We start from the raw sequence: 15,259 nt of genomic DNA, 5'->3' as shown, positions 1-15,259 counted from the left end.
TCCAAAATAATAAGGAGAAGCACATGTCCGGTAATCGTGGTGTTGTTTATTTAGGGGCCGGTAAGGTCGAAGTACAGAAAATAGACTATCCAAAAATGCAGGACCCACGCGGCAAGAAGATCGAGCACGGGGTCATTCTGCGTGTGGTTTCCACCAACATCTGCGGCTCGGACCAGCACATGGTGCGCGGTCGTACGACTGCCCAGGTGGGGCTGGTTCTGGGTCACGAAATCACCGGTGAAGTGATCGAAATGGGTACCGGCGTCGAAAACCTCAAGATCGGCGATCTGGTGTCCGTCCCGTTCAACGTCGCCTGCGGCCTGTGCCGCTCTTGCAAAGAACAACACACGGGCGTGTGCCTGACGGTCAATCCGGGCCGCCCCGGTGGCGCATACGGTTACGTCGACATGGGTGACTGGACCGGTGGCCAGGCTGAATATGTGTTGGTGCCTTACGCCGACTTCAACCTGCTCAAACTGCCTGATCGCGACAAAGCGATGGAGAAGATTCGCGACCTCACTTGCCTGTCCGACATCCTGCCAACCGGTTATCACGGTGCCGTGACCGCGGGCGTCGGCCCAGGCAGCAGCGTTTACATCGCAGGCGCTGGCCCGGTGGGTCTGGCTGCGGCTGCGTCGGCGCGGCTGTTGGGCGCTGCCGTTGTCATCGTCGGTGACGTCAACCCTGTGCGTCTGGCCCATGCCAAAGCTCAAGGTTTTGAAATCGCTGATCTTTCCAAGGACACCCCGCTGCACGAGCAGATCGCCGCATTGCTGGGCGAACCTGAAGTAGATTGCGCGGTAGACGCCGTGGGTTTTGAAGCGCGCGGCCACGGTCACGATGGCGTCAAGGCCGAAGCGCCTGCGACCGTGCTCAACTCGCTGATGGGCGTGGTCCGCGTAGCCGGCAAGATCGGTATTCCGGGCCTATACGTGACCGAAGATCCGGGTGCTGTCGATGCTGCCGCGAAAATGGGCAGCCTGAGCATTCGCTTCGGTCTTGGCTGGGCCAAATCCCACAGCTTCCATACCGGCCAGACTCCGGTCATGAAGTACAACCGTCAGCTGATGCAGGCGATCATGTGGGACCGTATCAACATTGCCGACGTGGTCGGTGTCGAAGTCATCACCCTCGATGACGCACCGCGCGGTTACGGCGAATTCGATGCAGGCGTACCGAAGAAATTCGTGATCGATCCGCATAAGTTGTTTAGCGCGGCTTAAAGCTGAGTAGTTGTGCCCTTCAGGTATTAGCTTGCCCGCATTGACTCAGACTTCTTCTGATTTACATGCGGGCCAGTTCCAGAGAGTCATGTCATGAAAAAAGTCGCTGCTGGTGCGTTCTTGCTTCTGGTTCCGTTTATTGTTCCTGCCGATGAAAAACAAGCGGCCCAAGCGCTGCTGGAGCGTGCTGTTGATTATTACTCGACCCAGGGGGACGCTGCATTTGCAGCGTTCAGTCGCCAGGGAGAGTTTATCGACAGTGAGCGCTATGTGTTCGTCGTCGACACGCAGGGGAAAATGCTGGCGAGCGGTGGCCCGTCTGCCGTGCTGATAGGTAGGGATGTATCAAACGTAATCGCGCCGCAGCTGCAGTCCGCCTTCAAACAGGCCCTCAATACCGCGCAAGAACAAGGGGTGCAGAGCGCCGAATACTATTGGAAGAACCCGGCAGACAATCACGTCGAGCGTAAGCGGGTTTATTTCCGCAGAGTTGGCGACCGAATTATCGCCGTAGGCCAGTACCTTCCGCGCGCATCTCCCCAACAAGCGAAGGAACTGTTAGCGCGTGCGTCCACCGCTATTGCGAAAGATCCCGAGGGTAGCTTTTCTGCGATCAATCACCTGTCTGCCGAGTTTCATGAGGATGACCTCTACGTATTTGTAGTGGATCTCCCAAGCGGGCGCTATGTGGCCCATGGCTATAATCTAAGGCTGCTCGGAGTGAAGTTTTCCAGCATCCATGACCCAGATGGCAAACCCGTTGGGGCGCCGATTCTGGCCTCGATAGGCAAATCTGATCAGGGCGGATACGACTACAAATGGAAAAATCCGGTCACCGGGAAGGTGGAAGAAAAACACGCTTTGTTTAGCAAGGTGGGGCATTACCTGGTTGCTGTGGGGTACTACATCAATCCTGAGTAAATCTTCGGTCGTTTAAACTATCCTCCGCTGAGTTTGGCCGGCGATTGACGTTAATAGCGCAAAGGAATTTCATAAAAAAACGCCGATTAGAGTCGGCGCTTTTTTTTCAGATACGAACACGACTAAGCGATATGACCACCCAGCGTTTCCGCTACCCAGTCCGCAATATAGTGTCCAGCGTTTACGGGATTATCGAAGCTTGAATGCTGCACGCCGCCTTCGCGATCAGTGAAGATTTTCAGCTCACGCTTCGGACTATTGACCAATTGCTCGTAGGTGCGCTCAGCCCATTTCAGAGGAATCTGCGAGTCTTTTTCACCGTGAGTGACGAGAAACGGCACCTTGATGCGATCAAGCACGCCGTCCAGATGCACGTTCTCGGCAATGGTCATGAACTCGTCGACGTCTTTGGCACCCCATACCCAGCACACATGGGACCAGTAATGAGGCACAGGGAAGCTTCCTTCTTTTTCAAGGCGGCGTTTCTGGACGTCGCGCCAGTCGTGGTTGGCGCCCCATACCAGACCACACGCGAAACGAGGTTCGAACGCTACCGCGCGTGGGCAGTAGTAGCCTCCGAGAGAGACGCCTTCCAGGCCGATACGCTTTGGATCAACGTCGCTGCGCTCTTCTAGCCAGTCCACGACGCGACTCGCCCAGTGTTCGCTGTCGTAACGTGCAATCAGGTTGTGCAAGCGCAAGGCTTCCCCGGTTCCAGGCTGGTCAATCAGCAGTGACGCTACCCCTCGTTTCGCCAACCAGAACGGCAGACCCACGCGGTATTTCATTTCTTTGGTCGAGTCCAGACCATTGACCTGCACAAGAATCGGTTGTGGACCGCTTACCCCTTCGGCACGTACCAACAAGCCTGAAATATGGGTGCCTTCGTATGGGATTTCCACGCGTTCACAATTTTCTTTAGAGAGCTTGATACCTCGCTCGAAGGTATCGAGAAACGTCTTGTACAGTTCCGTACGACCTTCGCCCCCATGAGCCTGCAGACGTTCGCAAGTCAGGTAATACGTGGCCGCGCGATTGTATTTTTCTCCAGCAGACAGAAGACGACCCTGTTGTTCGTCCTCCTTTGCCATGTCGCAAAGCTTGTCTGCCATCTTTGCCCAGGTTTCGCGGAATGCTTTGGTACCCGCTGCATCGGGTTGTTTGGCAGCCTCTTGCAGTGGCGCGCACATTTCTTCGATTTCGCCCATACGAGCGCCCATCTCGATGGCGAGGTCTACAGAGAGGTTCCAGACATAGTTGGTGGGGAAGTATCGAAACATGATTGTTATTGTCCTTATGGATACGGTAGCCAACGGCCCTGCGAGCCTGCAAGAGGCCATGCCGGTTGTGGGGCAAGGTAAGCGCGGCCTATCCATTTGGCCAATCGTGAGTCGGGATGGCAGGTATCGTGGAGCACGATACTCGCCGGGGCAGCAAGATCTGATTTCCGCTGCGCACTGATGCCGCATGTATCGCGCGGGCAGATACAACCTATCCTCAGATGCGATTAGTAAAATTGCGGTTTTACGCAGACCCTTGATGATAGCGACGCGGCCCTTATCTGCGTCGAAAATAAAAATACCTGGCCAGGACGAGCGTGCTGACGATGCGTCGTTGGTACTGCCAAATGTGCGGGCATCGCAAGTCTGAGCCCGCACTTTTCCGATCCGGGTTCTGCGGCGGAGTACCTATTCGTGTCTCAAGCAAATCACCTGTTGGTCAAGAGTACGCGTCGGCTGGTCGACCTCTCGGTGACCCTGGAAAACAACCCCTATACCGACCCGCCCAGTTTGTTGCCAAAAATCGATTACATGGATCACCAGCAGGGCTGGCCTGAGATGTCGGCCATGTTTCCAGGTCTTGAGCTCGATCAGATGCCGGGACAAGAATCCTGGGCTGCCGAGTACCTGCAAATTACCACCCACAGCGGCACCCACATGGATGCGCCTTGGCACTACGCCTCTACCACCAATGGCGGACAGCCCGCTTTTGGTATTGATGAGCTGCCACTGGAGTGGTGTCTGCAACCCGGTGTGAAGCTGGATTTCCGTAATTTTCCTGACGGGCATGTGGTAAGCGCTGCAGAAATAGAAGCCGAACTGTCTCGCATCAATCACACCCTCCAACCTTTGGACATCGTGCTGATCAACACCCGCGCCGGCGATATTTTTGGCCAGCCGGGCTATCTGGACGCCGGGGTAGGTATCGGTCGTGAAGCCACGCTTTATCTTTTAGAGCGCGGTATACGGGTGGTGGGTACCGATGCCTGGAGCTGGGACGCACCCTTCAAATACACCCGTGAACGTTTCGCGGCGAATGGCGATGCATCCATCATTTGGGAAGGCCACAAAGCTGGACGAGACATTGGTTACGGGCAAATGGAAAAACTGGCGAACCTGCATACGCTGCCCTCAACCGGGTTTCTTGTCTCGTGCTTTCCCTACAAAATAAAGCATGCGTCCGCCGGTTTCGTGCGGGCCGTGGCGATATTCGAGGGTTGAATGCGCACGGGCGTTGAGGCGATTGGTGAGCTGCTTTTATTTTCGACGTCGGGGCTCAGGAGATTGCGAACACGACGGATTGGGGCCTTGGTGCCAAAAGAGCGAGCTCTATTTTTTGGATAACAGCTGTAGGCATTGGTGTAATACCGGCGATGCGTCGCCTGCACGAAAGCTCACAACGATGGGCGAAGTCGCGCTGCTGTCCAACAGCGGCGTGTAGCCAATGTCGTCGCGATGCAGTCTCTGAACTGAAGCGGGTACCAATGTGACGCCGATGCCAGCCGCCACCAGACCGATGGCCGTTTGTAGCTCATTTACCGTTTGTACGACGCGAATTTTCAGACCTTGAGCTGAAAAAATGCCAAGTACATGGTCGGCATAACTAGGGCGCGGTGAACCAGGGTAAAGAACGAACGGCTCGGCAGCCAGCTGTTCGAGAGTGACGGGACCGGTTAACAGAGGATGTCCGGCGGGGAGTGCCGCCACGAGTGGGTCCTGACGTAAAATTTCCTGAGTGATGGTGGGGTCATCGAAGATCATCCTGCCGAATCCGATATCGATGCGGCCAGTCTTCAACGCTTCGAGCTGTTGCAATGTAATCAGCTCGGACAGCCCTAGCTCGACATCGCCCAGGCCGCGCAATTGACGGATTAATTCAGGCAGTGCGCCGTACAAGGTAGAGGGGGCGAAACCGATCCCTAGCCAGCGTTTTTGGTCCGTAGCAACACGACGTGTGTCGTCGCCAACGCGCGCCAGTTGGTCAAGAAGTTGGCTGGAGTGCTCGTGAAAAAAACGACCGGCAGCGGTCAGCCGCACGGGTCTAGAGCGCTCCAGTAACGCGACCCCCAACTCCTCCTCCAATTGCTGGATCTGTCGACTCAGCGGAGGCTGGGCAATGTTCAGTTCTTCGGCGGCACGGGTGAAGTTGAGGGTATGCGCAAGCACCCGGAAGTAGCGCAAATGACGAAGTTCCACGATACCTCCAAGGTATCAAACCAGACCTAATCAATATTGGACGGTCCGCTTGCCCAGCGTCAATCTCTGACCAATAACAAACACAATGCAGACGGAACGCTCATGACCGCTATCACCATCGAACGCTTCGATACACAAATCGTCGACCTCCCTACTATCAGACCGCACAAGCTGGCCATGCACACCATGCACGGCCAGACGCTGGTCATTCTGCGCATTCAATCCAGCGACGGCATCATTGGCGTCGGTGAGGCCACGACCATCGGAGGGCTGGCTTACGCTGGCGAAAGCCCCGAAAGCATCAAGGTCAATCTCGATAAATGGTTCGGTCCTTTGCTGATAGGGCAAGACGCCACTAATCTCAACGCCGCCATGCAACGGGTTGACCGCGCTATTCGCGGCAACACATTTGCGCGTTCCGCCGTGGAGACAGCCTTGCTCGATGCACAGGGCAAGCGCCTTGGGCTGCCGGTGGCGGAAGTGCTGGGCGGTCGCGTGCGAGATGGCGTGGAAGTCGCGTGGACGCTTGCCAGCGGCGATACGGCCCGGGACATCGAGGAAGCCGAGCGCATGCTCGACTTGCGTCGCCACCGCCACTTCAAGGTGAAGATCGGAGCCGGGGAATCGGCCCGCGATATCGCCCACGTGGCGGCGATCAAACGTGCCCTTGGTGATCGCGCCAGCGTACGCGTCGATATCAACCAGGCATGGAGCGAGGCCGTCGCCATTCGCGCCTGCCGCCTGCTGGCCGATGCAGGCGTCGAGCTGATCGAGCAACCGCTGTCCCGTTACGATCGTCCGGGTATGGTGCGGCTCAGTGCTCACAGTCCAATACCGCTGATGGCCGATGAAGCGATCGAGTCGGTTCAGGACAGCTTTGCCCTCGCGCAAATGGGCGCTGCGTCTATCTTTGCGCTAAAAATCGCCAAGACCGGAGGCCCACTGGCGGTATTGCGCACGGCCGCGATAGCTCAGGCCGCAGGCATCGGGCTGTACGGCGGCACCATGCTTGAGGGCAGCATCGGCACGCTGGCATCCGCTCACGCATTCGCCACGCTCGACAAGCTGGAGTGGCATACCGAGCTGTTCGGGCCGCTGCTGTTGACCGAAGACATTTTGGTTGAACCCCCCGTGTATCGAGACTTCCAGCTGATGATTCCCCACACACCCGGTTTGGGAATCGAGCTGGATGAAGAACGTCTTTCGCGCTTTGCGCGCCGCTGATCAGCCATTACAAAAAGGATACTCACAGCATGCTTTTCCACGTACGCATGACCGTCAAACTGCCGACCGATATGCCAGTTGAAAAGGCCAACCAGCTAAAGGCCGATGAGAAGGAATTGGCCCAGCGTCTGCAACAAGAAGGCATCTGGCGCCATCTATGGCGTCTCGCTGGCCTCTACGCCAATGTCAGCGTATTCGATGTGCCGGATAACCAGACGCTGCATGACACGTTGATGCAATTGCCGCTGTATCCCTACATGGAAATCGAAGTCACGCCGATGTGCCGCCATCCGTCGTCGATTCATGCCGACGACCGCTGAGTTCAGAAGGTTTGCAGCACTGACATCGACAAGATAAATAATAGTGATGAGGACAAAGACCATGACCGTTCGTATTTCCCAAACAGCTGAAGTGCAGCAATTCTTCGAAAAAGCATCCGGCTTCGATCAGCCAACTGGCAACCAGCGGATGAAGAACGTCGTTCACCGTGTGCTGAATGACTCGATCAAAATCATCGAGGATTTGCAGATAACCCCGGAAGAGTTCTGGAAAGCCGTCAATTACCTGAATGATCTGGGCAGCCGCCAAGAGGCAGGGCTGATCGTTGCGGGCCTGGGGCTGGAGCATTATCTGGACCTGCTGATGGACGCTGAAGATGAACAGGCCGGTCATACCGGCGGTACGCCTCGCACCATCGAAGGCCCGCTGTACGTGGCCGGTGCTCCCTTGTCAGAGCACTACGCCCGCCTGGATGATGGCCAGGACCCTGGCACGGTGTTGTTCATGACAGGGCAGGTGCGTGGCACCGATAACGAGCCGCTGGCCAATGCAGTAGTCGATGTCTGGCACGCGAACACTGGCGGCACTTACTCGTATTTCGATCCTTCGCAGTCCGAGTTCAATCTGCGTCGCCGTATCTTGACTGACGCCGAGGGCCGCTACCGCTTCCAAAGCATCGTGCCCTCGGGCTATGGTTGCCCGCCGGACGGTCCGACCCAGCAACTGCTGGATCAGTTGGGGCGTCACGGTCAGCGCCCTGCACATATTCACTTCTTTATCTCGGCGCCGGGACATCGTCATCTGACCACGCAAATCAACCTGGCGGGCGATCAATACCTGCACGATGACTTCGCTTACGCAACGCGTGATGAGCTGATTGCCGAGATTAATTTCAGTGAAAACGCCGATGGCCAGCGTGCTGACATCGAGTTCGATTTTGTGCTTCAACCTACCGCTGCTCCCGAGGATGAAAGCCGTCCTGAGCGGGTGAGGGCGCTTGAGGTGTGACTTACCCTGTCGCTTGATGTCCGAGCCTGCGCAGCGATTGCTGACGCAGGCTTTTTGGCTTCAGCCTGGCCTTGAATAATAAAACTAAAGAGGCGTGAACATGACCGTGTTATTGAGTGATCGCAGCCAGATTTTCGAGCGTGCCGATGCCTATGCCGTGTCGGAGTACGTTAACAAGCATGTAGGCACTCACCGCATTCGCCTGCCGCCCGTAGGCCGCCCCGAGGCGAGCATCAGCCATCGTACGTTTTCCACCCTGGACTTGTGCCGAATCAGTTATGGCGCGCCGGTACAGGTCACATCTGATGCGCTGGAAAGTGTCTATCACCTGCAGATCCTGCTTCAGGGCCACTGCCGATCTGTCGTCCACGGCAAGGAACAGCTCTTGCGGACCGGCGAGATTCTGTTGATCAATCCCGATGACCCGGTGGACCTGACGTATTCGGCGGACTGCGAAAAATTCATCGTCAAGTTGCCGGTGAGGCTGCTGGAAAACGCCTGTCTGGACCAGCACTGGACTTTGCCGCCACACGGGATTCGCTTTGATGCTGCGCGCCACCAGCTAGCGCAGATCGAGGGTTTCGTGCAACTGCTCGGGCTTATTTGCCACGAAGCCGAGAACGGTGCCGACCCGCAAGTCCAGGGGCTATACGAACGCATCGTCGCCAGCAAACTGCTGGGATTGCTCGCCAGCAACGTGTTGCGCATCATCCCTGCGTCTGAAGAACACGGTGGATTTGAACCGGTGCGACAGTTCATTGAAGAAAACCTGACCAAAGACATCGCCATTGAACAACTGGTCAGCGTCGCACGAGTGAGTGAGCGTTCTCTGTACACCATGTTTGAGCGTCAGATCGGATTGACTCCCCGCGATTACATACGCCAACGCAAACTTGAGCGTGTGCATGAAGCCTTGCAGTCAGCGAGTGCTCGCAGTGTGACCGAAGTGGCGCTGGACCACGGTTTTTTGCATTTGGGGCGCTTTTCGGAGGCCTACCGCAAACGCTTCGGTGAGTTGCCTTCACAGACCCGACGCCGCCCCCATTGAGAGGCTTTGCACTGAGTGGATAACGATTAGCAGACACTGGATATTGATGGAGGCGGCGAAGAAGTAGGGTGAGGGGGCCTGATACAAGAACAACCGAGGGCCTACCCCATGATCAGCACACTCGACAGACTCGCCCATCAACTGCGCGAATCCGTTCAGGACGATCCCGTTACTGGAGTCTTCCGTTGCCGCCGCGACATTTTTACCGACACTGAACTGTTTGCGCTGGAGATGAAGCACATCTTTGAAAGCGGTTGGGTCTACCTGGCGCACGAAAGCCAGGTGCCTGAAATCAATGACTACTTCACCACCTACATCGGCCGTCAGCCCGTCGTTGTCACCCGCGACAAACAAGGTGCGTTGCATGGGTTGATCAATGCCTGCGCACACCGCGGCGCGATGTTGTGCCGCCGCAAGCAAGGTAATAAAGGTTCATTTACCTGCCCGTTCCATGGCTGGACATTCAGCAACGCCGGTAAGCTGCTCAAAGTCAAAGACGCCAAGACCGGCGCTTACCCTGACAGCTTTGATTGCGATGGCTCTCACGACCTGACGCGGCTGGGCCGCTTCGAAAATTATCGCGGCTTTCTTTTTGGCAGTCTCAGCGAGGCCGTTCCGGAGTTGAGTGATTACCTGGGCGAAACCCGGGTCATCATCGATCAGATGGTCGATCAGGCGCCTGAGGGGTTAGAGGTGTTGCGTGGCAGTTCCTCCTACGTCTACGACGGCAACTGGAAATTACAAATCGAGAACGGTGCCGACGGTTATCACGTCAGCTCTGTGCACTGGAATTACTCGGCAACCATGGGCCGACGCAATTACGAGGCCGAAGGCACGCGCACGGTAGACGCCAATGGTTGGTCCAAGAGCCTGGGCGGTGTCTATGCGTTCGAGCACGGTCACATCCTGCTCTGGACCCGTCTGCTCAACCCCGAGGTGCGTCCAGTTCATGCACACCGAGCGGCCCTTGCCGAGCGCCTGGGGCAAGAGCGCGCGGATTTCATCGTCGACCAGACCCGCAACCTGTGCCTGTATCCCAACGTCTACCTCATGGATCAGTTCTCAACGCAGATCCGCGTGGTGCGGCCAATTTCTGTCGATAAGACTGAAGTGACCATCTACTGCATGGCACCCAAGGGTGAAAGCGCCCAGGAGCGCACGACCCGGATTCGTCAGTACGAGGACTTTTTCAACGTCAGTGGTATGGGAACCCCCGATGATCTGGAGGAGTTTCGCGCCTGTCAGACGGGTTATCAGGGTGCGACCAGTCTGTGGAACGACCTTAGCCGGGGCGCTAAACAATGGATCGAAGGCGCTGACGACAATGCGCGCGCCATGGGCATGAACCCGCAGCTCAGTGGCGTGAAAACCGAGGATGAAGGCTTGTTCGTGCGCCAGCACGCCCACTGGGCAGAGACCCTGCAGCGAGCGATCAAGATTGAACAGCAAGGCCTGATTGCCACTGACAAGGCTGCTGTCGAGGGGAGTGAACGCCCATGAGCATTTCCCGTGACAGCCTGTTGGCTTTTCTCTACCGCGAAGCGCGGCTGCTGGATGACCGCCAGTGGGACGAATGGCTGGAATGCTACTCGCCCGACGCCGAGTTCTGGATGCCTGCGTGGGACGACCACGACACGCTGACGCAAGACCCACAGAGCGAAATCTCGCTGATCTATTACCCCAGCCGCGATGGCCTGGAGGATCGCGTGTTCCGCATCAAAACCGAGCGCTCCAGCGCCAGTACACCTGAGCCTCGCACCGCACATTTCATCGCCAATCTGGAGGTGCTCAGCGAAGAGGGTACAAATGTGGAACTGCGTTTCAACTGGCAAACCCTCAGCCATCGATACAAGACCACGGACTCGTACTTCGGCACTTCTTTCTATCGCCTGGATGTCAGCGCGCAACAACCGCTGATCACGCGCAAGAAGGTGGTGCTCAAGAACGATTACATCCATCAGGTCATCGACATCTATCACATCTGAGGACAAGCCCATGACGTATTCCATCGCCCTCAATTTTGAAGACGGAGTGACCCGTTTCATCGACTGTAAAGTGGGTGAGAAGGTGCTCGACGCCGCCTTTCGCCAGCGTATCAACCTGCCCATGGATTGCTCGGACGGCGTGTGCGGCACCTGTAAATGCCGCTGTGAAACCGGTGCCTATGATCTGGGCGACGACTACATCGAGGACGCGCTGACTGAGGACGAGGCGCAAGAGCGCCAGGTGCTGACCTGCCAGATGGTGCCCGAATCGGACTGCGTGATCGCGGTGCCTGTGTCCTCGACTCTCTGCAAAACCGGGACGGCCCAATTTGCCGCCAGCGTCACGCGCATTACCGCCCATGCCGATGCCGCGATCGAGATCAGCTTCGATCTGGACCAGGCGCCGGCGTTTCTGCCCGGCCAATACGTCAACATCGGCGTGCCCGGTAGCGAACAGACCCGTTCGTACTCATTCAGCAGTCGCCCCGGTGAAAAGCACGCGAGCTTCTTGATCAAGCAGGTGCAGGGCGGCTTGATGAGCAGTTGGTTGACCCGTGCTCAGGCAGGCGACAGCGTCCCGATGACCGGGCCGCTCGGCAGCTTTTACCTGCGTGCCGTAACGCGACCACTACTTTTTCTGGCCGGTGGCACCGGGCTTGCGCCGTTTCTGTCGATGCTCCAGGTGCTCGCTGAACGTGGTGAAACGCAGAAAGTGTCGCTGATCTATGGCGTAACCCGCGATCAGGATCTGGTGATGGTCGAAGCCCTGGAAACCTTGGCCTTGCGCCTGCCGAACTTCACTTTCGTGACCTGCGTTGCCGACCCTCAGACCCGTCATCCGCAACAAGGCTATGTCACTCAACACATGGCGGCGGGCGCGCTCAACGACGGCGAGGTCGATGTGTATCTCTGCGGGCCACCGCCCATGGTTGATGCGGTACGCCAGTATTTCAAGGATCAGGGTGTCGCCCCGATTAACTTCTATTACGAGAAGTTCACGCCCAACGCAATCGTGACCGGCGATGCCGCCTGAGGAGATGTAATGAACTCACGTTTCAACGATAAGGTCGCGCTGGTGACCGGCGCAGCTCAAGGTATCGGCCGACGGGTCGCCGAGCGTTTGCTGGAAGAGGGCGCGTTTTTGGTGGCCGTCGACCGCTCCGAACTGGTTCATGAGCTGCAGCATGACCGTGTACTGACGTTGACTGCTGACCTTGAGCGCCACGTGGAGTGCGCGCAGGTGATGGCTGCGACCAAAGAGCGTTTCGGGCGCATCGACATTCTGATCAACAACGTGGGCGGGACGATCTGGGCCAAGCCCTTCGAGCACTATGCCGAAGATGAGATTGAAGCTGAAATTCGTCGCTCTCTGTTCCCGACTTTGTGGTGCTGCCACAGCGTATTGCCCTACATGCTCGCGCAAGGCAGCGGCGCTATCGTCAACGTGTCATCGATCGCCACACGCAGCATCAATCGGGTGCCTTACGGCGCGGCCAAGGGTGGCGTCAATGCGCTGACCGCATGCCTGGCGCTGGAGACTGCCGGCAGCGGGATACGCGTCAACGCCACAGCGCCCGGCGGCACCGAAGCGCCACCGCGTCGCATTCCGCGCAACAGCCAGCCGCAGAGCGAGCAGGAGAAGGATTGGTACCAACAAATCGTCGACCAGACAATCGAAAGCAGCTTGATGAAACGCTACGGGACCATCGATGAGCAGGCCTCGGCCATTTTGTTTCTGGCTTCCGATGAGGCCTCCTACATTACCGGTGTGACCTTACCGGTGGGCGGCGGCGATCTGGGGTGATGCCGCGTTGATGCCTGAACCTCACACCCTAACGCAATGCGTCGCAAAACTCTGTCCACGACCAATGACCACAGCCACCCGCTGAAGGGGTCAGCGGGGTGCCGTCAAGGATTGAAGCCCAAGACAGACCAGGCTCATTACCATCAAAAGATAACGCTTGCTGTCAGACGTGCTGTGCGAGGCTCGCCCTCGTTGACTTGCAACTGCCCACTGCCGGTATTTGACGGGTAGTAACGTTTGTCGAACACGTTGTTCACGTTCAGCTGTAAACGCGTTTTGTAACCCGATACCGGCAAGTCCCAACGCAGGAACGCATCTGCCAGGGCGTAGCTGTCCATCCAGAAGCTGTTGTCATTGTCGCCGGGCCGTTTGCCGACATAGCGGCCACCACCGCCCACGTGCCATTTACCGGTTTTTTCGGGCATCGCCAAGTGGTGGGTCAGGTACAGGCTGGCGGTGTGCATGGGCGCATTGTTGAGCCGGTTGCCTTCATCGGAGGGGTCGTCGAGGATTTCAGTGTGGGTGTAAGCGTAGGTGCCGATCACGTCCCAGCGCGGCGCCAGGCGCCCGGTCACATCCAGCTCCACACCGCGCGAGCCCACTTTCCCGGCAGCCTCGGAAACGGTGTCGCCATTGGCGAGGGTGGAGGTGGTGACGACGTTCTTCTTCACGATATCGAACACGGCCAGGTTGACGCTCAGGGAATCGGACGGCGTGAACTTCGATCCGATTTCATAGCTGCGACCTTCCTCGGGCTTGAAGGTATTGCCCTGGTCGTCAGTATCGGTGTTCGGGACGAATGAGCGACTGTAGTTGGCATACACCGACCAGGCCTCGGTGGGCTGGTACACCACACCACCAAAGGGAATGAATTTCTCCCCATTGCTGTCGCGAAGGCGGGTGTAGGCGCTTCCCAGACCCTGGTCAGCGTATTGATCGTAATGTTGCTGACGCCCGCCGAACACCAGAATCCATTGATCATTGAGGTGCCAGTTGTCTTTGAGATACAGCGAGGTGGAGGTCAGTTCGTTGCGGGCATCACTTTGTGTTGGACTCACCACGGCGGGCTCCGACAGCCGGCCGTAGCTCGGGTCGTTAATATTCAGATTGCCCGCTGTGGTACTGGTGTTGCGATAGGTATTGCCGCGATAACGATCCTGGGCTTCGGTGTCGATACCCGCCAGAATCTCGTGACGTTGACCGAACACGCGCTGGTCGCCAATGAAGTCGAGTGCGGTATAGCGGGTTTCATAATCGTAAACGCCGCCATTGGCTTGGCGACGCAATACGCCTGTTGCCAGGTTCGATCCGGCTGCGGCGGGCTGGGCTATCGACTGGGTGTAGCGATCATTGTTCCAGCTATAGGTCAGGCGCGATTTCCAGTCATCGGTGAGCTGATACTCGAATTTAGCGGTGGCCGTTTCGCTAGTACCCCCGGCTCTGGCCCAATGTTCGTCGAGGCGGTCTTTGTAGCTGATGTTGGCAGGGCTGCCGTTGATGAAGACCGTGCCGCGATCGAACGGCCCTGAATAATCGTTATTTTCATACGCGAGCGTCAGGCTCGAACGTTCGCCGACCCAAGTCAGGGAAGGCGCGACTAGCGTGTGTTCGTTGGTACCGAAATTGCGCCAGTAATCTTCATGGCTGCGCTCGGCGATCAATCGATAGGCCAGGCCGGTGTCTCCCACCGGCCCCGTTGTGTCGACGCCGAAGGTGCCGCCGCCCTCACTGAAGGCGGATCCTGTCAGGGTGGTCTGCTGTAAGAACTGTGGCTGTTTGCTGACGATGTTGATAAGGCCACCCGGATCCATCGCGCCGTACAGCAAAGACGCCGGCCCTTTGAGCACTTCGATGTGATCAGTGGTCGCGCCGAGGTTATGCCCTACGACCGAACGGATACCGTCGCGCAGAATCGAGCCATCGTCGTTGGCACCAAAACCACGCTTGATGACGGCGTCTTTGGTATTGCCCAGCGTGTTGGTCTGCGAGATGCCGCTGACGAACTTCATCGCATCATCAAGTGAACGAACCTGGTAGTCGTCCAGCGTTTGATGGGTCACGGTATTAACCGTCTGCGCTTCATCGTTGATCAATGTATCGGTCTTGCTGGCGGTGTTTGTCGTAGGACTGGTGTAAAGGGTGTCATCCTTTTTTTCCTCGCCAATGGCCTGAACGTTGCTCGACGGTAATTCCAGCGCCGGCTGGGCGGCGAGGGCGTAGCAGGGCAATGCGCTGCAGATGACGAATACGGCTCGTGAGCGGGGAAAAAACATGGGAGGGGGAGGTTCCAG

Annotated in this window: 14 protein-coding genes; 11 read left to right on the top strand and 3 right to left on the bottom strand. The window is 57.3% G+C overall.

All coding sequences use genetic code 11. The features are described 5' to 3' along the window. The first annotated feature begins 23 nt into the window (after positions 1–23). Both fdhA and ACWKWM_RS04310 read left to right on the top strand, forming a co-directional pair. Positions 24–1,223 carry a formaldehyde dehydrogenase, glutathione-independent gene (gene fdhA / locus ACWKWM_RS04315; protein WP_483844920.1) on the top strand — a complete coding sequence of 400 codons (1,200 nt, stop codon included), beginning with the start codon at positions 24–26 and terminating at the stop codon, positions 1,221–1,223. 93 nt (positions 1,224–1,316) lie between these two features. Then, positions 1,317–2,144, top strand: coding sequence for a cache domain-containing protein (locus tag ACWKWM_RS04310; RefSeq protein ID WP_483844919.1), 828 nt, complete (start codon positions 1,317–1,319; stop codon positions 2,142–2,144). 122 nt (positions 2,145–2,266) lie between these two features. On the opposite strand, the gene ACWKWM_RS04305 is transcribed toward ACWKWM_RS04310, so the two are convergent. Continuing rightward, positions 2,267–3,424 carry an alpha/beta hydrolase family protein gene (locus ACWKWM_RS04305; RefSeq protein WP_483844918.1) on the bottom strand — a complete coding sequence of 386 codons (1,158 nt, stop codon included), beginning with the start codon at positions 3,422–3,424 and terminating at the stop codon, positions 2,267–2,269. 435 nt (positions 3,425–3,859) lie between these two features. Here ACWKWM_RS04305 and ACWKWM_RS04300 point away from each other — a divergent pair, with 435 nt between their 5' ends. Then, a complete protein-coding gene (locus ACWKWM_RS04300) occupies positions 3,860–4,645 on the top strand; it encodes a cyclase family protein (RefSeq protein WP_483844991.1) in 786 nt (261 codons plus the stop codon). A gap of 108 nt (positions 4,646–4,753) precedes the next feature. Here ACWKWM_RS04300 and ACWKWM_RS04295 read toward each other — a convergent pair whose 3' ends face one another. Beyond that, complete coding sequence (locus ACWKWM_RS04295) at positions 4,754–5,620, bottom strand: LysR family transcriptional regulator (protein WP_483844917.1); 867 nt, start codon at positions 5,618–5,620, stop codon at positions 4,754–4,756. A 102-nt stretch (positions 5,621–5,722) separates the two neighbouring features. Here ACWKWM_RS04295 and ACWKWM_RS04290 point away from each other — a divergent pair, with 102 nt between their 5' ends. The 8 genes from ACWKWM_RS04290 to ACWKWM_RS04255 all read left to right on the top strand — a co-directional run bounded on the left by ACWKWM_RS04290 (position 5,723) and on the right by ACWKWM_RS04255 (position 12,968). Continuing rightward, positions 5,723–6,844 carry a muconate cycloisomerase family protein gene (locus ACWKWM_RS04290; RefSeq protein ID WP_483844916.1) on the top strand — a complete coding sequence of 374 codons (1,122 nt, stop codon included), beginning with the start codon at positions 5,723–5,725 and terminating at the stop codon, positions 6,842–6,844. A gap of 29 nt (positions 6,845–6,873) precedes the next feature. Then, positions 6,874–7,164 (top strand): muconolactone Delta-isomerase, encoded by a 291-nt coding sequence (gene catC / locus ACWKWM_RS04285; protein ID WP_483844915.1) that lies wholly within the window; start codon positions 6,874–6,876, stop codon positions 7,162–7,164. Between the two features lie 61 nt (positions 7,165–7,225). Beyond that, the gene (gene catA / locus ACWKWM_RS04280; RefSeq protein WP_483844914.1) at positions 7,226–8,131 is read left to right on the top strand and encodes a catechol 1,2-dioxygenase; all 906 of its coding nucleotides are present in this window, start codon (positions 7,226–7,228) and stop codon (positions 8,129–8,131) included. A 100-nt stretch (positions 8,132–8,231) separates the two neighbouring features. Further along, positions 8,232–9,179 carry an AraC family transcriptional regulator gene (locus ACWKWM_RS04275; RefSeq protein ID WP_483844913.1) on the top strand — a complete coding sequence of 316 codons (948 nt, stop codon included), beginning with the start codon at positions 8,232–8,234 and terminating at the stop codon, positions 9,177–9,179. 108 nt (positions 9,180–9,287) lie between these two features. Further along, a complete protein-coding gene (locus ACWKWM_RS04270; protein WP_483844912.1) occupies positions 9,288–10,679 on the top strand; it encodes a Rieske 2Fe-2S domain-containing protein in 1,392 nt (463 codons plus the stop codon). Then, positions 10,676–11,164, top strand: coding sequence for a benzoate 1,2-dioxygenase small subunit (gene benB, locus ACWKWM_RS04265; RefSeq protein ID WP_483844911.1), 489 nt, complete (start codon positions 10,676–10,678; stop codon positions 11,162–11,164). Before ACWKWM_RS04270 ends, benB begins: the two co-directional genes overlap by 4 nt. Positions 11,165–11,174: 10 nt before the next feature. Next, positions 11,175–12,197 carry a benzoate 1,2-dioxygenase electron transfer component BenC gene (benC, locus tag ACWKWM_RS04260; RefSeq protein ID WP_483844910.1) on the top strand — a complete coding sequence of 341 codons (1,023 nt, stop codon included), beginning with the start codon at positions 11,175–11,177 and terminating at the stop codon, positions 12,195–12,197. 9 nt (positions 12,198–12,206) lie between these two features. Then, a complete protein-coding gene (locus ACWKWM_RS04255) occupies positions 12,207–12,968 on the top strand; it encodes a 1,6-dihydroxycyclohexa-2,4-diene-1-carboxylate dehydrogenase (protein ID WP_483844909.1) in 762 nt (253 codons plus the stop codon). 143 nt (positions 12,969–13,111) lie between these two features. Here the strand turns inward: ACWKWM_RS04255 and ACWKWM_RS04250 are convergent, their stop codons facing one another. Next, the gene (locus tag ACWKWM_RS04250; RefSeq protein WP_483844908.1) at positions 13,112–15,241 is read right to left on the bottom strand and encodes a TonB-dependent siderophore receptor; all 2,130 of its coding nucleotides are present in this window, start codon (positions 15,239–15,241) and stop codon (positions 13,112–13,114) included. Positions 15,242–15,259 lie beyond the last annotated feature (18 nt).

It is taken from the genome of Pseudomonas rosaeacicularis, from assembly GCF_057128745.1.
This window is presented reverse-complemented; position numbering and strand designations above follow the sequence as displayed.

What these genes read in the sequence shown, in the direction of transcription:
- ACWKWM_RS04275 (WP_483844913.1), top strand. Translation starts at nt 8,232, where the DNA reads ATGACCGTGTTATTGAGTGATCGCAGCCAGATTTTCGAGCGTGCCGAT.
- ACWKWM_RS04250 (WP_483844908.1), bottom strand. Translation starts at nt 15,241, where the DNA reads ATGTTTTTTCCCCGCTCACGAGCCGTATTCGTCATCTGCAGCGCATTG.
- ACWKWM_RS04305 (WP_483844918.1), bottom strand. Translation starts at nt 3,424, where the DNA reads ATGTTTCGATACTTCCCCACCAACTATGTCTGGAACCTCTCTGTAGAC.
- ACWKWM_RS04255 (WP_483844909.1), top strand. Translation starts at nt 12,207, where the DNA reads ATGAACTCACGTTTCAACGATAAGGTCGCGCTGGTGACCGGCGCAGCT.
- catC (WP_483844915.1), top strand. Translation starts at nt 6,874, where the DNA reads ATGCTTTTCCACGTACGCATGACCGTCAAACTGCCGACCGATATGCCA.
- fdhA (WP_483844920.1), top strand. Translation starts at nt 24, where the DNA reads ATGTCCGGTAATCGTGGTGTTGTTTATTTAGGGGCCGGTAAGGTCGAA.
- benC (WP_483844910.1), top strand. Translation starts at nt 11,175, where the DNA reads ATGACGTATTCCATCGCCCTCAATTTTGAAGACGGAGTGACCCGTTTC.
- ACWKWM_RS04270 (WP_483844912.1), top strand. Translation starts at nt 9,288, where the DNA reads ATGATCAGCACACTCGACAGACTCGCCCATCAACTGCGCGAATCCGTT.
- benB (WP_483844911.1), top strand. Translation starts at nt 10,676, where the DNA reads ATGAGCATTTCCCGTGACAGCCTGTTGGCTTTTCTCTACCGCGAAGCG.
- ACWKWM_RS04290 (WP_483844916.1), top strand. Translation starts at nt 5,723, where the DNA reads ATGACCGCTATCACCATCGAACGCTTCGATACACAAATCGTCGACCTC.
- ACWKWM_RS04310 (WP_483844919.1), top strand. Translation starts at nt 1,317, where the DNA reads ATGAAAAAAGTCGCTGCTGGTGCGTTCTTGCTTCTGGTTCCGTTTATT.
- catA (WP_483844914.1), top strand. Translation starts at nt 7,226, where the DNA reads ATGACCGTTCGTATTTCCCAAACAGCTGAAGTGCAGCAATTCTTCGAA.